At 35.3% G+C, this 15,992-nt stretch carries 14 protein-coding genes; 4 read left to right on the top strand and 10 right to left on the bottom strand.

Annotation, left to right across the window (positions count from 1 at the left end; all coding sequences use genetic code 11):
* Positions 1-135 precede the first annotated feature (135 nt).
* The 3 genes from GKZ88_RS03925 to GKZ88_RS03915 all read right to left on the bottom strand — a co-directional run bounded on the left by GKZ88_RS03925 (position 136) and on the right by GKZ88_RS03915 (position 1,644).
* A complete protein-coding gene (locus tag GKZ88_RS03925; protein ID WP_155101086.1) occupies positions 136-747 on the bottom strand; it encodes a thioredoxin family protein in 612 nt (203 codons plus the stop codon).
* Between the two features lie 3 nt (positions 748-750).
* The gene (locus GKZ88_RS03920; protein ID WP_155101085.1) at positions 751-1,227 is read right to left on the bottom strand and encodes a TlpA family protein disulfide reductase; all 477 of its coding nucleotides are present in this window, start codon (positions 1,225-1,227) and stop codon (positions 751-753) included.
* Between the two features lie 99 nt (positions 1,228-1,326).
* Complete coding sequence (locus tag GKZ88_RS03915; protein ID WP_155101084.1) at positions 1,327-1,644, bottom strand: helix-turn-helix domain-containing protein; 318 nt, start codon at positions 1,642-1,644, stop codon at positions 1,327-1,329.
* A gap of 166 nt (positions 1,645-1,810) precedes the next feature.
* Here GKZ88_RS03915 and GKZ88_RS03910 point away from each other — a divergent pair, with 166 nt between their 5' ends.
* The 4 genes from GKZ88_RS03910 to GKZ88_RS03895 all read left to right on the top strand — a co-directional run bounded on the left by GKZ88_RS03910 (position 1,811) and on the right by GKZ88_RS03895 (position 5,186).
* Positions 1,811-2,725 carry a DsbA family protein gene (locus tag GKZ88_RS03910; protein WP_155101083.1) on the top strand — a complete coding sequence of 305 codons (915 nt, stop codon included), beginning with the start codon at positions 1,811-1,813 and terminating at the stop codon, positions 2,723-2,725.
* Positions 2,726-2,896: 171 nt separating this feature from the next.
* Positions 2,897-3,733: a sulfite exporter TauE/SafE family protein gene (locus tag GKZ88_RS03905; RefSeq protein WP_155101082.1), complete on the top strand. Its 837-nt coding sequence runs from the start codon at positions 2,897-2,899 to the stop codon at positions 3,731-3,733.
* On the top strand, positions 3,720-4,127 hold the full coding sequence (locus tag GKZ88_RS03900; protein WP_155101081.1) for a DUF1634 domain-containing protein: 408 nt from the start codon (positions 3,720-3,722) through the stop codon (positions 4,125-4,127). The genes GKZ88_RS03905 and GKZ88_RS03900 overlap by 14 nt, the downstream gene beginning before the upstream one ends.
* Positions 4,128-4,163: 36 nt before the next feature.
* A complete protein-coding gene (locus tag GKZ88_RS03895; RefSeq protein ID WP_155101080.1) occupies positions 4,164-5,186 on the top strand; it encodes an LLM class flavin-dependent oxidoreductase in 1,023 nt (340 codons plus the stop codon).
* A gap of 144 nt (positions 5,187-5,330) precedes the next feature.
* On the opposite strand, the gene GKZ88_RS03890 is transcribed toward GKZ88_RS03895, so the two are convergent.
* The 7 genes from GKZ88_RS03890 to GKZ88_RS03860 form a co-directional block, all read right to left on the bottom strand.
* Positions 5,331-7,760: a TonB-dependent receptor gene (locus GKZ88_RS03890; RefSeq protein ID WP_155101079.1), complete on the bottom strand. Its 2,430-nt coding sequence runs from the start codon at positions 7,758-7,760 to the stop codon at positions 5,331-5,333.
* 178 nt (positions 7,761-7,938) lie between these two features.
* Entirely contained in the window at positions 7,939-8,916 is a 978-nt protein-coding gene (locus GKZ88_RS03885) for a glycoside hydrolase family 43 protein (protein ID WP_155101078.1), read from the bottom strand.
* A 131-nt stretch (positions 8,917-9,047) separates the two neighbouring features.
* Positions 9,048-10,226, bottom strand: a complete 1,179-nt coding sequence (locus GKZ88_RS03880; protein WP_155101077.1) for an aldose epimerase family protein — start codon at positions 10,224-10,226, stop codon at positions 9,048-9,050.
* A gap of 33 nt (positions 10,227-10,259) precedes the next feature.
* The gene (locus GKZ88_RS03875) at positions 10,260-11,282 is read right to left on the bottom strand and encodes a glycoside hydrolase family 43 protein (RefSeq protein ID WP_155101076.1); all 1,023 of its coding nucleotides are present in this window, start codon (positions 11,280-11,282) and stop codon (positions 10,260-10,262) included.
* A gap of 196 nt (positions 11,283-11,478) precedes the next feature.
* Positions 11,479-13,290 carry a sugar-binding domain-containing protein gene (locus GKZ88_RS03870; RefSeq protein ID WP_155101075.1) on the bottom strand — a complete coding sequence of 604 codons (1,812 nt, stop codon included), beginning with the start codon at positions 13,288-13,290 and terminating at the stop codon, positions 11,479-11,481.
* A gap of 178 nt (positions 13,291-13,468) precedes the next feature.
* On the bottom strand, positions 13,469-14,515 hold the full coding sequence (locus GKZ88_RS03865) for a glycoside hydrolase family 43 protein (protein WP_155101074.1): 1,047 nt from the start codon (positions 14,513-14,515) through the stop codon (positions 13,469-13,471).
* Positions 14,516-14,791: 276 nt separating this feature from the next.
* Positions 14,792-15,967, bottom strand: coding sequence for a cellulase family glycosylhydrolase (locus tag GKZ88_RS03860; RefSeq protein WP_155101073.1), 1,176 nt, complete (start codon positions 15,965-15,967; stop codon positions 14,792-14,794).
* Positions 15,968-15,992: the final 25 nt, after the last annotated feature.

Here is a 15,992-nt window from a genome sequence, read left to right as displayed (position 1 = left end):
CCCTAAAATGTTAAAATACTTCACCACTAAACAATCTGGTTTTCAGATCTATAACAATTCCTTCAAATGACTTCATAAAAAAAACGCCTCAAGAAATTGAGGCGTTTTTCGTTTCACAAATTAATATTCTAAAATTTATGCTTTAGCTTTTCTTTTTACAGTACAGCCAATTTCTTTTGTCTGCGTAACTGCTGGTTTTTTGTTGCTTTGCAAAGCTGCAATCACATCTTCGGCATATTTTGTTTTTTCAGTTTTTGTTCCTTCTGGATCATTATCGATTGCTCCTACATATTCAATAACATTTCCTTTTGGCGTTTTAGATACAATAAAAATATGCGGTGTGTGTTTTGCACCATATTGATCTGTAACTACTTGTCCTGCATCAAATAGATATGGGAACGGATAGCTTTTATCTTTTGCCAAATCCTGCATTTTATTGAAAGCATCTGCTTTTGAAGCCTCTGGATCATTTGGATTAATAGCAATTACTGGATATCCCTGAGGTCTGAATTTTTTATCCAAATCAATAATTCGCTGCTCATAAGCAACTGCATACGGACAAGTATTACAAGTAAAAACAACAATAAAACCTTTTGCTTTTGGGTAACTTGCAAAAGAAACTTCTTTATTGTCTACATTTTTAAGTTTAAAATCTGGTGCCGGATCTCCCGCTTTCAGCGTTGCTGTCTGTGCCTGTGATAGCCAGGCTGTAAATACCAATACTAATAAAGTGATAATCTTTTTCATAATTTATAGTTTTTTATATTCAGTTAATAGTTGTTCGTAGGTGAGTTCAGTCTCTACAAATTTTCGTTTATCATCTTTAATGAAAATTGTTGCCGGAATGCTTCCTGACCATGAAGGATCAATTCTATCAATGTATTCCTGGGGACTGCTTTCATTTAATAAAAACACTTGATTTTGAAGGTTTTTTCGTTTAACGAATGGAATTACAGCCGAATTTAATTTGGATTTAAAATCGACACTTACCAATAAAACCGCCAGTTTCTCTGATTTAAATTCAGTCTGAAGTTTTTCAAAATTAGGAAGTTCTTTTACACAGGGTGCGCACCAAGTCGCCCAGAAATTGACAACATAAGTACTGTCTTTTCCGTTTTTGATTCGTTCATGAAGTTGATCGACAGTAATAAGTTTTACGTTTTGCCCGTAAGAAACTGTCGATAAAACGACCAATAAAAAGAGGCTTAAAAAAGGCTTTACTTTCATAAAAAACAGTTCTTTAGATTTAATTTGTCTCTTACAAATATAAACTAATGAAAACTTACTTTTTGTTAATGAAAATTTAATGAATAAAAATTCAGAAAATTATTTTTCAAAAAAAGACTCTAATTGCCGAAATACCGGAATTAATGATTTTCCTCTTTCTGATAAATTATATTCAATATGAAGCGGTTTTAATTTGATAACTTCTTTATCTAAAAGTCCAAATTCCTCAAGTTCGCGCAATGCAACTGCAATTGACTGTTTGTTAGAACCTTTAATATCTCTTAAAAGTCCGTTGAAACGTATTGGTCCGTCAACGGTTAATAAAAAAATCTGAGGCTTCCATTTTCCTGATAATAATTTTAGAAGTCCTTCAGCCGGACAACCTTTATCTTTTTCTTCTATATTTTCTGTAGTCATATTTTTTAGACTAATTGACTTTTGGTTAAACATCTGCGAACTTTGATATAAAAATATAAAATATTAAACGCCCACCCTCTGTTTTCCTACCATTTTTATGAAAATAGGACCATTAGTATTAATCCTGATCTACAGCATATCCTGTCAGTCACAAACCCACTTAAAAATGAACCAAAATAATATAAATCCGCTGCTATGTGATCCCGAAAATGGCGCATGCGAAATGCCTTTCAATGAAAAAGCGGTCGAAAATACCACCATTACAACAGAACATAAACCGGTAAAAATAATTTATTATACTGATCCCATTTGCTCTTCGTGTTGGGGAATTGAACCGCAGCTAAGAAAGCTTAAACTGGAGTATGGCGACTATTTTGATATTGATTACAAAATGGGCGGTTTATTGCCAGATTGGAGTTATAACAGCGGTGGTATCAGCAAACCATCAGATGTGGCACATCATTGGGATGAGGCAAGTTTAGTTTACGAAATGCCAATTGATGGAAATGTTTGGATTGAAGATCCGCTGGATTCTTCCTATCCTTCTTGTATTGCTATGAAAGCGGCTCAAATACAGAGCAAAGAAAAAGCAGTTTATTTCATGCGTGTGTTGCGTGAAAAATTATATCTAGAGAAGAGAAATATCGCAAAATGGAGCAACATTGAAGAAGCTGCAAAAATAGCCGGACTCGATATTCAAAGAATGAAATCAGACTATGACGATGCCGAGGAATTATTTCAGGAAGATCTGGACTACGGAAAAAAACTTGGCGTAAGAGGTTTTCCAACACTTTTTTTTGCCGACCAAAGCAATAACCGTTTTGCCGTTTACGGTTCCAATCTTTATTCGGAATACGAAAATGCTTTACTCGCTGCGTTTCCTGATGCAAAAAAGAAAAACATTCTGAACACAGATCCTTTATTTATTTTTGAAATTTATCCAACATTGGCACCAAAAGAATATGCTGTTATTCTAGATATACCATATGCTGAAACCATTATCCTTCTTGAAAAACTATTTGAGAAAGGCAAATTAGGAAAACAATCCATAAAAAATGGTTCGCTCTACTATAAAAAATAGCACTTTATAAAAGCCACAATAACAAACCTTTGTGGCTTTTTAATTTTATAGAAAAGTTACTTTTTATACTTCGATAAAAATCGTTTTCGGATTTTTAAGGATTTTTTAAGCTCCTAAAAATTCCTTCACCAAATATCAATTCGTAAATTAGCCAAAACAAAATTTATTCGAATGACAGTACTTACGTTTACGCTGATTATGATTCTTGGTGCTTTTTTAGCAGGTTTTATTGGTTCATTATCAGGATTGGGAGGCGGTATCATTATTATTCCGCTTTTAACTGTCATTTTAGGAGTTGACATTCATTATGCAATTGGAGCGGCTTTGGTTTCGGTAATTGCAACTTCATCAGGTTCTGCAGCTGCTTACGTAAAAGAAGGAATCACCAATATGCGATTGGGAATTTTTCTAGAAATCGCTACAACAATCGGTGCGGTTGGAGGTGCGTTGCTTTCGGCTATTGCTCCTACTTCTTTCATTGCCGTTTTATTTGGATTAACCTTGATTTTCTCGGCAATAAATTCTCTTCGGAAAAAAGAAGAACATATTGTTTTAGAATCTAGTCCATTGGCAAAAAAACTAAGATTAGACGGAACTTATCCAACACATGACGGCGAAGTAGTAAGCTACGGCACTAAAAATGTTCTTGGCGGATTCAGTATGATGGGACTTGCGGGAATGATGTCAGGTTTACTCGGAATTGGTTCTGGCGCTTTTAAAGTAATTGCGATGGATAATATCATGCGAATTCCGTTTAAGGTTTCAACAACAACCAGTAATTTTATGATGGGCGTTACCGCAATGGCGAGTTCTGTAATTTATATTCAGAAAGGATATATTGAACCCGGAATTTGTATGCCAGTTGTAATTGGTGTTTTGTTTGGAGCTATGGCTGGAGCCAAAGTATTAGTGCGAACAAACCCTAAAAAACTTAGAATATTTTTTGCCTGCTTAATTTTTGTTTTAGCAATTAATATGATTTATAACGGACTTAATGGAAAAATCTAAAAGTATGCAGCACGAAAAATTTGGAGAAAAAGATTTTCAGGCTATTGTTGGAAATTTATTGCGATACGGCGTTTGGATTTCGCTTTCAGTCGCTTTTATAGGTGGAATCGTTTATTTAATGCATCATGGAAGTGATATTGAAGATTATTCTGTTTTTAAAGAAAATGACCGAAATATATTTGAAGTAATAGCCGATGTTTATCGCGGCGTAATTCAGGGAAATGGGGAATTTTTAATTTTCTTCGGAATTATATTATTGTTTCTTACGCCGGTTTTCAGGGTTTTGCTGTCGTTATTTTCTTTTCTTCTTGAAAAAGATTATTTATACGTTGTTATTACGCTGATTGTTATTTTGATTATTATTACCAGTATCTCATTTGGGTTTTCACATTAGAAATAGGTCAAATTTAAATATTGAAATTTAAATATTATGGAAATAGGAATTGACAGTTTTGCTTCGGCAATGTACGGAAACAACAACACTTTGAGCAGTGTTGATGCAATGGAACAATTACTTCAACGAATTGAACTTGCAGATCAGGTTGGTTTGGATGTTTTCGGGATTGGAGAACATCATAAAAAAGAATTTTTAGATTCGGCTACAGTCGTAATATTAGCTGCGGCTGCGGCGAGAACAAAAAATATACGTTTATCGAGTGCGGTTTCGGTTTTAAGCGCTGCAGATCCTGTGAGAGTTTATCAAAGTTTTGCAACATTGGATTTAATTTCAAAAGGAAGAGCCGAAATTGTGGTTGGCCGAGGATCTTCGATTGAAGCTTATCCCCTTTTCGGATTTGATTTAAATGATTATGATGCGCTTTTCAAAGAAAAATTAGACCTTTTTTTACAAATCAGAGATAATGAATTTGTTACTTGGTCAGGGAAATTTCGTCCCGCTATAAATAACCTTCCGATTTATCCGAGAGCTTTGCAGGAAAAATTTCCCGTTTGGCTTGGTGTTGGAGGAACTCCAGAATCTTTTATCCGAGCTGGATCATTAGGTCTGCCTTTGATGGTGGCCATTATTGGAGGACAAACACATCGTTTTCGTCCGTTGATCGATTTGTATCGAGAAGCCGGAAAAGCAGCAGGTTATAAACCCGAAGAACTAAAAGTAGGAATACATTCGCCAGGTTTTGTTGGAACAACTACCGAAAAAGCAATCGAAGAATATTATCCAGGTTATGCCGAGCTCTGGACAAAATTAGGCTACGAAAGAGGCTGGCCACCAGTTACCAAAGGGAAATTTGATGGATTAATTGATGATCTTGGTGTCTTAATTGTGGGAAGTCCTGAACGCGCTGCCGAGAAGATTTTACGCCATAGTGAAGCATTAGGCGGTATTTCAAGATTCACTTTCCAAATGGACAACGCCGGACTTACACATCAACAATTAATGAATTCGATAGAGTTAATTGGAACAAAATTGATCCCTTTAATTCAAAAAGGATAATTTTTCAGCCGCAGATTAAAAGGATTAAAAAGATTTCTTTTTTAATCTTAGAGCCTCAGTATCTTAGCATCTAAAAAAAAAGCATCCGCTAAATAGTAACGGATGCTTTCTTTTTCACTAACAATTCTTTTTAAAGGCGTATAATTAAAATTTATAAGTTACACCAACTCTAACATTTGTTGGCGCTTCAGTCTGCCAGTAGTAAGCATTAAGCCATTGGTAATATGAACCGCTGTAAAGATATTTGTTCAAGATATTAAATACGTTAGCCGTTACTTTCACTTTACCAGTTTCATAAGATAGACCTCCGTCTAATTTAAAGTAAGAAGGCAATTTTTGAAGACCTGCGCTCCAAGTATCCGTTTGTCTTCCGTCAAGGAAAGTTCCTCCAATAGAAGCTCCAAATCCTTTTAATTTACCATTTTGAAGCGTATAGTTTAACCAAGCATTTGCTGTATGTTTAGCATAACCTGGGACAACAGAACCCGCTACAATACTTGGTACATTTGACTCCTTTACAATTGATTCTGTAAAAGCATAATTTGCAATTACATTTAGTCCGTCAAAGATTTTTCCTCTAACGTCAAACTCCACACCCTGAGCTCTTTTTTCTCCCAAAACAACTTTAAATGGATCATTTGGTCCATTTGTTGGATCCGAAGTAAGCTCGTTTTTCTTTAAAATACTGTATGCAGATACACTAGTGCTCCAAGAACCTTCAAACCAATCTTTTTTGATTCCAAATTCAACATTATTACCTGTAAGAGGTTTTATTGGATCCCCATTCTTAATAACGCCCGACTGCGGAGTAAATGCCTGATCATATAATCCGTAAATTGCTGTGCTTTCGTTTACAGAATAACTTACTCCTACACGAGGTGTAATATGACTGTCTTCTTGTGCAATATCATAGCTGCTCGTCTGGCTAATCCATGTATATCTTGCGGCAAGAGTCAATCTTAATCTATTTTGAAAAAATCCAAGCTCATCCTGAATATAACCGGCAGCATATTTCGAACCGTAAAGTCCTCCAGCTCTCTGGCTTAATGGTGTATCATGATCAAAGGCTGGAAGTCCGTTAGATGGAGTACCATAATTTGGATTATACACATTGAATGGACTATCAACGGTGTCAAGATCATGAGATTGTCCCCAATCTGCCATATAATCTTTATCTCCTAAATCAACTCCACTTAAAATTTTATGGCTTACAGATCCAGTGTTGAATTTTCCGTTTACAAATATCTGTCCCAAGTACATATTACTTTCTGCATCCCAAATACCAACGTTTCTGATGATTTCTCCTTTTGCCAGTGTTCCTTCAGAAACTCCGTCAAAATTTCTATCAACATCGCCAGGACCAACTACACCTGGCCAAGAACTGTATCCTTGCTGAATGTATTTAAAGTAAGAAGTCTGAGCCGTAAGTTTCCAGTTGTCGTCAAATTTATGTTCAAACATCAAATAACCGCTGTGATCCTGAATATTGGTATCAGGCAGACCTGGCTGTGTCATTGTAAACCCAACAGGCAAAGTTGCATATCCGTCAGATGCAGGTCCGAAAACATAGTAAGAACCAACCTCAGTCATATTTGCGTACTGAAAATTATATTCAGCTGTAATTTTTGTTTTATCATCAACTTGATATGAAATTACCGGAGCAATTACATAACGGTCGTTGTGTTCAAACGGACGGTGAGAACCTTTCTTTTGAGCTGCTCCGTTAAATCTGTAAAGCAATTTTCCTTTTTTATCTAATTTCCCGTCAAGATCAAGACTTACTCGGTAAAAATCATAGCTTCCGCCAAGCACCGAAACCTCACCTTTTGTAATTCCGGTTGGTTTTTTAGTAACTACGTTATAAAGTCCGCTTGGGTCTCCGCTTGAAAGCATAAATCCAGCAGGTCCTTTTACAAATTCAATATGATCTACAAAACTCATATCTTCCGTTAATGGTCCCCAAAAAGAAGAAACCACATTAAATCCGTTACGGAAAGCCTGAATTTGAGAACCGCGCATGGTAATATTGGTGTACAAATCACCCCAGTGCTCTAAACGCACAGCACCGCTCACATTACGAATTACACCGTCGCTCATACTTGTAATTTGTTGATCTTTTAAAGTCTGACCACTTACAATCTGAACGTTTTGCGGAATCTCCAAAACTGGAGTCTGAAGACGCAAAGACAGCGAAGGTTTGTCCTGCTTGTATTTATTTTTTGTAATAACAACTTCATCAAGATCTTCTTGGCTTTCAGAAAGTCCAAAGTTTTTTGTCGTGACTTGTTTTGCAGTTACCACAATCGCAGCTTCTTCACCGTGAATCCCAACTGAATGAATGCTGATTGTGTAAGAGCCAGGTTTTACGTTTCTAATTTCGTACTGTCCATTCTCATTGGTTACAGCACTATATTTTGTTCCTTTAAGAGCCACTGATACACCTTCTGCCGGAACATTTCCGCTCAAAGATATTTTTCCTGTTACCCTGCCTGTATTTTGATTTTGCGCCATCATAGCTAATGATGTTACGAAAAGTACAAAAAAACAGATTTTTTTAATGGTTAAGCTATTCATTTTGTCTGGTTTTAAATTTCGTTGCCAAAAGTAGCTTCTATAACTTGTTTTTCCAAATTATTTTTAATTATTCTAAATAAATATAATTTACCAAACCTTGCATAAATGAAAATAAAATCCAAAAAAAAAGCCCTTCCAAAATAACAGGAAGAGCTTAAAACTAGAGACTTATAATTTTTTATTTCTTTTCTAAAAACATAAAACTTTCAGGTTTTGCGGTTAATTTATCGCCAGTAAATTCAATTGAAATTATTCCAGATTTTCTTGGCGAAACGGCACTTTCGTTAAAATGAGTATGAAGAACATAATGCATTTTATTGTCTTTGTCCCAAAATACATCGCCATGTCCTATACCGTTTTGCTTGGTATTTATTCTGCTGATAATTGGACTGTCTGGAGCTTTTTCCCAAGGTCCAAGCGGACTTTTACTGGTTGCATAACCAACAGCATAATCAATATTTCTGAAATCGTTAGCCGAATAAATCATGTAATATAAACCATTGTGTTTTAAAACTGTCGGCCCTTCTGTAACGGGCCAGCTTACATTTTGTGTGTTTTCCCAAGGCAAAGTTCCCGAAATACATTCAGTTAAAGTTTCTGGTTTAATACTTTGAAGATCATCGTTTATTTCAGCTGCAAAAATTCGGTTTCCATTTGTCAAGCGAACGTGATACAAGTATTTCTTTCCATCTTCATCAATAAAAATGAATGGATCTATTTGGTTTCCGGTTTTGATAATCGGTTCTTTTGATTCGCTCTTAAATGGCCCAAGCGGACTGTCGCTTGTTGCAACTGCGATATTTTCATTGGCCGTATAAATCATATAAAATTTGTTTTTATACGACAGAATCTGTGGTGCCCAAAAACCTTTGTCACCAAAAGAATCTCCTTTTTTTAAAGCTAAACCATTCTGTGCTCCAACAGGACCTTTCCAGTCTTTTAAATCAGTTGAAGTATAAACTTGAAATCCTTCACCGTTTGGGATATCTCCAGTTGTCGTTCCGTATAAATAATAGGTTCCTTTGTCGTAAAATATAGTTGGATCTGCTAATAAAATAGCATTAGATTTTACTTCTTTTGGTTTGTCTGTGCTTTTTTCCTGCGAACACGCAGAAAAAATAGTTAAAGACATTATTAAGGTTATTATTTTTTTCATTTTTAATGGTTTATATTTTTTTTTAACCGCAAAGAACGCTAAGGCTTACGTAAAGCACACCAAAGATTAAATGATTTGCGCCCTTTGCGTAAGCCTTAGCGTTCTTTGCGGTTAAATTCGTTAAACTAATTCTACTTTTTCACAGAAAACTGATAATAAGAAACCGTATGATATTTACCTCCAGGTTTCAAAACAATCGGAGCAAATTTTGGCTGATTTGGTGCGTCTGGAAAATGTTGGGTTTCTAAAGCAAAAGCAGTTCTGAAATCATCTTTTGAACCTGATTTAAACGTATTTTTTGACTGCATGAAATTTCCGCTGTAAAACTGTAATCCTGGTTCTTCGGTAAAAATATCCAGTGTAATTCCAGATTGATCTCCAGAAATTGTTGCAGCATGATTCAGACCATTTTTCTTGGTTGCGTTTAAAACGTAATTATGATCATAGCCTTTTCCAAATTTCAACTGCTCGTCTTTGGTTTCGATTCTTTCTCCAATTGTATGTTTTGAAGTAAAGTCAAAAACTGTGTTTTTAACTGATTTCAATTCTCCACTCGGAATCAAACCTTCATCAACTGGCGTAAATTCATTGGCATAAATCTGCAATTCATGATTTAAGATGGTACCGCTTCCTTCTCCATTTAAATTAAAAAAGGCATGATTTGTTAGGTTTACAAGTGTTGTTTTATCAGTCGTTGCTTCATATTCCATTTTAACCGAATTATCATCAGTAATCGTATAAGTTACTTTTACAGATAAATTTCCAGGAAAACCTTGTTCTCCATCTGGCGAAACATAAGTAAAAACTAATGTTTTTTCATCTGTTTTTTCAGCATTCCAAACCACATCCTGAAAACCTTTTATACCGCCATGCAAAGCATTTTTTCCATTATTTAGCGGCACTTGATATTGCTTTCCTTCCAAAATAAATTTTCCTCTTCCGATTCTGTTCCCAACTCTTCCGATTGTTGCGCCAAAATATGGTTCTGTCGAAGTTTTAAAACCTTTGGCGCTGTTCATTCCAACTACAACATCAGTCGGTTTTCCGTTTTTGTCGTTAACCCAAAGTCCAACTAATCGTCCACCGTAATTGGTAAAAGCAGCTTTAATTCCTTTGTTTTCTATCCAATATAAATTAACTTTTTTACCGTCAATTATCGTGTCAAAATTTTTAGTTTCTAAAACCGATTTTACAGAATCCGATTTGATTTCAGTAGTCTCTTTTGAAACTGAATCCTCCTTTTTATTTTCTTTACAATTAAATTGAAAAAGTGCCAGCAATACAACTGCAGCAATTTGAATATTTTTCATTTTTATATAATTTATAAGATGATTTTCAATATTTTATTTTGATGGAATTGCCAAAATCGTTTCTTCACTAACCGGTTCTCCCAAAACAGGAAATCCGTTGGCATCCCAATTAATTTTCTGCATTCTTGGCGATCTTTTGTTTCCGCAACCTTCTCCCGGATTTGAATTGGCATGGTATAAAATCCAATCTTCTTTTCCGTCTGGAGATTTAAAAAAGGAATTATGTCCTGGCGCATAAACCTTATTTTTATCTGATTGTTTGAAAATTGGTTCCGGAGATTTCTTCCAAGCTGAAGCATCTAACAAATTATCGCTCCCATTAAACGTTAATAATCCTAAAGAATAAAAATCGGTCCAGCATCCGCTTGCTGAAAACACAATGAAAATCTTGCCATTTCTTTCTAAAAATTGTGGTCCTTCGTTCACGTTTACTTGCGCCGGATTTACATCATCATGCAGCGCTCCGTGCGTTTCCCAATCGTTTGTTGGTTCTGAGATCATAACCCTATCGCCATCAATTTCCAGTGGGCTTTTCATTTTGGCGATGTAAATATTTTGCTGTCCGTTGGTATCTCCTTTCCACCCAGCCCAGATCATATAAAGCTGTTTTTTATGTTCAAAAACGTTTCCATCAATAGCCCATTTGTCTGTTTTTGCAGCAATTTTTCCTTTGAATTCAAAATTGCCTTTAAACGGATCTGACGATTTATTTTCTAAAACATACATTCTGTGATTGTTGTTATTGCCATTATCTGCGGCAAAATAACAATACCATTTTCCGTTGATAATATGAAATTCCGGCGCCCAGATTTCTGCAGAATAATTGGTGTTTTTGGGCGGTGTCCAAATCACTTTGCTTTCTGCATTTTTAATGTCTGACAAATCTTTTGTTTTCCATAAAACGAGTTTATTTCCCAGCGTATTAGTATAATAATAATACCCTTTATAATATGTACTATAAGGATCTGCACCCGATGGAAAAATTGGATTTGTGAATGTTTTTTGCTGTGCAAAACTTATGGTTGTGAGCAGAAAAAGGATTAGGTATTTTTTCATTTTAGTTTTTTTATTGTTGGGCGTGGTTTTTAAACACATAGAGACATAGTTTTGCTTTGTCTGTAAAAAAGGCATTTCATTTGTTTTAAACAAACATAGTATTGATTGTGTGAACTATGTGTGGAAACTAGTTTCTTCTACTTCCTTTTTCAACACAAAAAATTCTATGTTTCTATGTGTTTGAAAAAATCACTAATTATTTATTCAAAGCATTTATAACTTCAGTATTAATTGAATTTATCGCTTTAAAATCCATTTTATCTACTTTTCTGTCGTACGTCATGAAACCGTTTACTTCGCCTTCAACATCGGTGGTCTGCGTATAAACTGCAGCTGAAAAACCTGTTTTTACATAATTCTTTAGAACTTTCGCGTATTTAATATATTCGGCTGTAACTTCAGCTTCATTTTTAAATTTGACATAACCCCAGTTGTCATTTGCTCTCCACAAATGACCTTCCAAAGGAAGTCCAATTCCGCCATATTCCCCCAAAACAGTAACTCTTCTAGCATCATACAAATACATTTCTGGTCCTGGATAATTGTGTAAATCTAAAATATCTCCTGTTTGAAAATGATTTCCGCCACTTGACGAATTTGTTAAACGGCTTGGATCGTGATTTTTAGTCCATTCCGTAATTTCAACTGTTTTAAATTGTCCCCAAGCTTCGTTAAACGGAACCCAAACCACAATACTTGGATACGAATACAAATGATCCATTATTTCGCGCCATTCTTTTCTATATATTTCTTCTGATTTTGCAGAACGCTGTAATTCAGTTCCTGTAAAATATTTTGTGTTTTGCCAAATTGGCTGATCATCTCCACTTGGCATATCCTGCCAAACCAAAATTCCCAATTGATCACAATGCGTGTACCAACGTTCCGGCTCTACTTTTACATGTTTACGAATCATATTAAAACCTAATTCTTTTGTTTTAATAATATCATATTTCAAAGCTTCGTCTGTTGGCGCCGTGTACAATCCGTCTGGCCACCAGCCTTGATCTAAAGGTCCATATTGAAAATAATCTTTGTTATTTAATTGCATTCTCATAATTCCGTTTTCATCTCTTTTTGATGAAATTTTTCGCATCGCAAAATAACTTTTCACTTCATCAACAATTTTATTTTTGCTGATTAATCGAATTTTCGTCTGATACAAAAACGGAGTTTCAGGCGACCATAATTTAGGTGAATTTAAAACAATATCGTTGCTTTCTCCTACAACCGCTTTTTCTTTTGCAATTTCTTTTCCGCCATCAAAAACAGCAATTTCGATTAAATCTCCTTTTTCTGCACCAGCAACATCAGCTTTAATACTAATTATGTTTTGATCAATATTTGGCATCGTTTTTAACTCGGTAATGTTTTTAGCATTTACAGGTTCAATCCAAACGGTCTGCCAGATTCCGGTTACCGGCGTGTACCAAATTCCTTCCGGCTTTTTAACTTGTTTTCCTCTTGGTTGCGGGCCATCATTTGAAGGATCCCAAACTTTCACAACCAATTTTTGATTTTTCCCTTTTTGAATAAATGGCGTAATATCAAATGAAAACGGCGTATATCCTCCTGTATGCGAACCAACTTTTACATCATTAATATAAACTTCTGTTTTCCAGTCTACAGCACCAAAATGCAAAAGGATATTTTTTCCGCTCCAATTTGATTCAATCGAAAAATTAGTTTCGTACCAAAGTTCATTTTTGGCTCCCACTTCTTTCATAACGCCAGACAGACTCGATTCAGCCGCAAACGGAACCAGAATTTGCCCATCATATTTTGAAGGTGCTGTTTTGCCAAATTCTTGAATAGCATAATTCCATAGACCATTCAGATTTTTCCATTGACCACGCTCCATAATCGGACGGGGATATTCAGGTAAAGTTTTATTCGGATCAACCTGTGCCGCCCATTTTGTTTTGATTTTATCTCCTTGCGGTTTCCATTGTGCATTCACTGCTAGTACGGAAAATAGGGCTAAAAAAAGGATACTTTTTCTTTTCATTCTATATATGTATTGGGCACTTTTTGATAAATAATGCCATCATGTTTTTTCGAAATCAAAATGAATTACCAGACTTGTTCCACACAAGCCTGGTAAATTCTCAAACTAACTTAACTAACCAAATCTTTATAATTGTGAATTATTAATTGTTAATTATTAATTCATCAATACTTATAATTTATAACTTCTTACCTGCGGTAAGACCGAATTTCTTGACTAAACTGTCGTATTCTTTTTTAGATATTGTAATCATACAGCCGTGGCGTACTTTTTCTGGAAGACTGTATTTGTCCCAATCGGAGAAAAAAGTATAGCCTGAGGCCTGATACCAAGGTCCGTTTAGATTATCTGCAATTGATAATCCGTAGGAAACACCTGGATATTGTTCATAATACATGTACCATATTTTATCATCTGGAGAAGGTATCAACATTGGCGCTTCTCTAAAGTTTGGACTGATAGATTGCTGGGGCAAAGAATAAGGCCCTAAAAGGGATTTTGATTTGGCAATTCGCACCGTTTTTCCGGTTGTCCAATATAAAGTTGGATACGTTTCATCTTTAAGAACGGCGTAGTAGGAATCGCCGACTTTACGAATAAAAACATCTATTGTTCCCATATCCCAATCGAATAAACGTTTTGGTGTTCCTTCGAAAGTTTTTAAATCTTTAGACAAAACATACAATGTTCGCTGACTTGCCCAATAACGCTCGCCATCTTCTTTCGTTCCTTCAAGATGTGGCGTGTGCCAAGTCATAATGAACTTTTCAGAGTCTTTATCGTAATATAATTTTGGCGCGCCAATTCGCTGTAAAGCATTTGAATAATCAGGTGTGCTTTTTAAATCCGGTGTATAATCGGAATGTTTTTTCCAAGTAATCAAATCATCCGAAACCCAGATATTAATGCTTTTTGCATCGTCACCAGTATTTCCTGCGATGTAATATTTTCCGTCTGGACCTTTGCAAATGTCTGGATGCCCTTTATATTCTTCAAAAACACGTTTCCCATCATTTAAATTTTCCCAATGCAAACCATCAAGGCTGACAGAATAATACAATCTGCCGTAATCTTTATGCGTCATGTGCGCAAAAAGATAAGCCTCGTTTTTTGGTTTTTCATTCCCTTTAACTTGTCCCGGCGGATCTGGTTGTTGTGCTTTCGCAGAAAATCCAACCAGAATCACCGCTAGAAAAAAGAGCTGTTTTATTTTATTTTTTCTCATGTTGCTAAAAATTAAAATGCTTTTGCCACAGATTAAACGGATTAAAATGATTTTTTAACACATAGAGACATAGCTTTACTTTGTCTACAAAAGGCATTTCATTTATTAAAATACACATAGCTATGTGTGAAAGCGAGCTTTTTCTATACTCTCAAAAAAGAAATAATAAAATCTATGTTTCTATGTGTTTAATTTTTCCGCCACAGATGTTAATCATTTTAATCCGTTTAATCTGTGGCCAAAAGCAATTATCTAATTATCTAATTGACATATTATCTAATTAACCTTATTAACCTCAGAAGTCATTTTTTTAATCAAATCTGTTTCGGCTTTAATGTATGGAGTTCCATCTGTATGTAATACTTCGTGAAACCATAATTTTGGTTCAGCAGTGTACGTTTTAGTCCAACTGTCCCAAGCGTATTTTGTTTGTGTTTTTCCGTCAACAAATCCCCAGTTGATCATACCAATATTGTATTTTCTCGCAATTGGAAGAAATCCTTCGAAAGTACTTCCGTTTGGTCTTGCCATATATTCTGTACATAATAAAGGTTTTCCGTAACGCTGTAATTGTTTGATCACTTTTTCAAAATCCTGAGGCGTATTGTAATTATGGAATGAAACAATATCTGACTGTTCAATCTGCATTTTGTGCATTGGCTGCATTTTAGCTTCGTCGCTCCAATCCCCAACCCAAACTCCAGAAGTCAATGGCTGTGAAGGATTACTTTCTCTTGCCCAAACAAAAACATCTTTTAAAAGTGGCAGAATCAAATCGACTTTATTTTTAATCTCTACTTTTTCATAAGATGGGCCTGTCATATTATCTGGCTCGTTCCAAACATCCCAACCTAAAATACGTTTGTCATCTTTGAATTTAGCTACTGTTTCTTTTACATATTTCTCTAAACGAGGATATTGTGTTTTATCCTGAAGTGCTTTTTGTCCTGGAGCCTGAACCCAGCCTGAGTTGTGCGTATGCGGTTTTGGAGCACGTTGTTTTCCCAAAGCAGGAAACGGATCCCAGCAAGAATCAAACAAAACAAACAGTGTTTTAATGTGATGTTTATCTGCAATTTCTAAAAATTTATCCATGCGTTTGTAAAGTCCTTCTGGATCTTGCTGATGTAATAAATCGTGCAGATATACACGCATTACATTCATGCCAAGACCTTCTGCCCAGCCCAATTCCTGATCAATTCTTTTTGGATCAAAAGTAGCTGACTGCCACATCTCTAACTGATTTATAGCTGTGCTAGGAGAATAATTTGCGCCTACTAACCAAGGTTGTTCTGCGTACCATTTATTGGCCTGATCTTTAGTCCAGATTTCTCTTTTTTCTACTGAAGTGGTTTCGGTTTTATTTTCTTCAGAATTACTCTTTTTATTGTTGCAGCTAAGCAATACTAGCCCTGCCAACACTAATGTCAGACACAATTTTACTTTTTTCATTATAAATTTTGTTATTATGAACAAT

Origin of the sequence: Flavobacterium sp. LC2016-01 (genome assembly GCF_009711135.1) — a bacterium.
Classification (GTDB): domain Bacteria; phylum Bacteroidota; class Bacteroidia; order Flavobacteriales; family Flavobacteriaceae; genus Flavobacterium.
This window is presented reverse-complemented; position numbering and strand designations above follow the sequence as displayed.

Bases quoted from the DNA above. Each gene is read 5' to 3' on its own strand.
- GKZ88_RS03925 (WP_155101086.1), bottom strand. From the start codon at position 747: ATGAAAAAGATTATCACTTTATTAGTATTGGTATTTACAGCCTGGCTA.
- GKZ88_RS03920 (WP_155101085.1), bottom strand. From the start codon at position 1,227: ATGAAAGTAAAGCCTTTTTTAAGCCTCTTTTTATTGGTCGTTTTATCG.
- GKZ88_RS03915 (WP_155101084.1), bottom strand. From the start codon at position 1,644: ATGACTACAGAAAATATAGAAGAAAAAGATAAAGGTTGTCCGGCTGAA.
- GKZ88_RS03910 (WP_155101083.1), top strand. From the start codon at position 1,811: ATGAACCAAAATAATATAAATCCGCTGCTATGTGATCCCGAAAATGGC.
- GKZ88_RS03905 (WP_155101082.1), top strand. From the start codon at position 2,897: ATGACAGTACTTACGTTTACGCTGATTATGATTCTTGGTGCTTTTTTA.
- GKZ88_RS03900 (WP_155101081.1), top strand. From the start codon at position 3,720: ATGGAAAAATCTAAAAGTATGCAGCACGAAAAATTTGGAGAAAAAGAT.
- GKZ88_RS03895 (WP_155101080.1), top strand. From the start codon at position 4,164: ATGGAAATAGGAATTGACAGTTTTGCTTCGGCAATGTACGGAAACAAC.
- GKZ88_RS03890 (WP_155101079.1), bottom strand. From the start codon at position 7,760: ATGAATAGCTTAACCATTAAAAAAATCTGTTTTTTTGTACTTTTCGTA.
- GKZ88_RS03885 (WP_155101078.1), bottom strand. From the start codon at position 8,916: ATGAAAAAAATAATAACCTTAATAATGTCTTTAACTATTTTTTCTGCG.
- GKZ88_RS03880 (WP_155101077.1), bottom strand. From the start codon at position 10,226: ATGAAAAATATTCAAATTGCTGCAGTTGTATTGCTGGCACTTTTTCAA.
- GKZ88_RS03875 (WP_155101076.1), bottom strand. From the start codon at position 11,282: ATGAAAAAATACCTAATCCTTTTTCTGCTCACAACCATAAGTTTTGCA.
- GKZ88_RS03870 (WP_155101075.1), bottom strand. From the start codon at position 13,290: ATGAAAAGAAAAAGTATCCTTTTTTTAGCCCTATTTTCCGTACTAGCA.
- GKZ88_RS03865 (WP_155101074.1), bottom strand. From the start codon at position 14,515: ATGAGAAAAAATAAAATAAAACAGCTCTTTTTTCTAGCGGTGATTCTG.
- GKZ88_RS03860 (WP_155101073.1), bottom strand. From the start codon at position 15,967: ATGAAAAAAGTAAAATTGTGTCTGACATTAGTGTTGGCAGGGCTAGTA.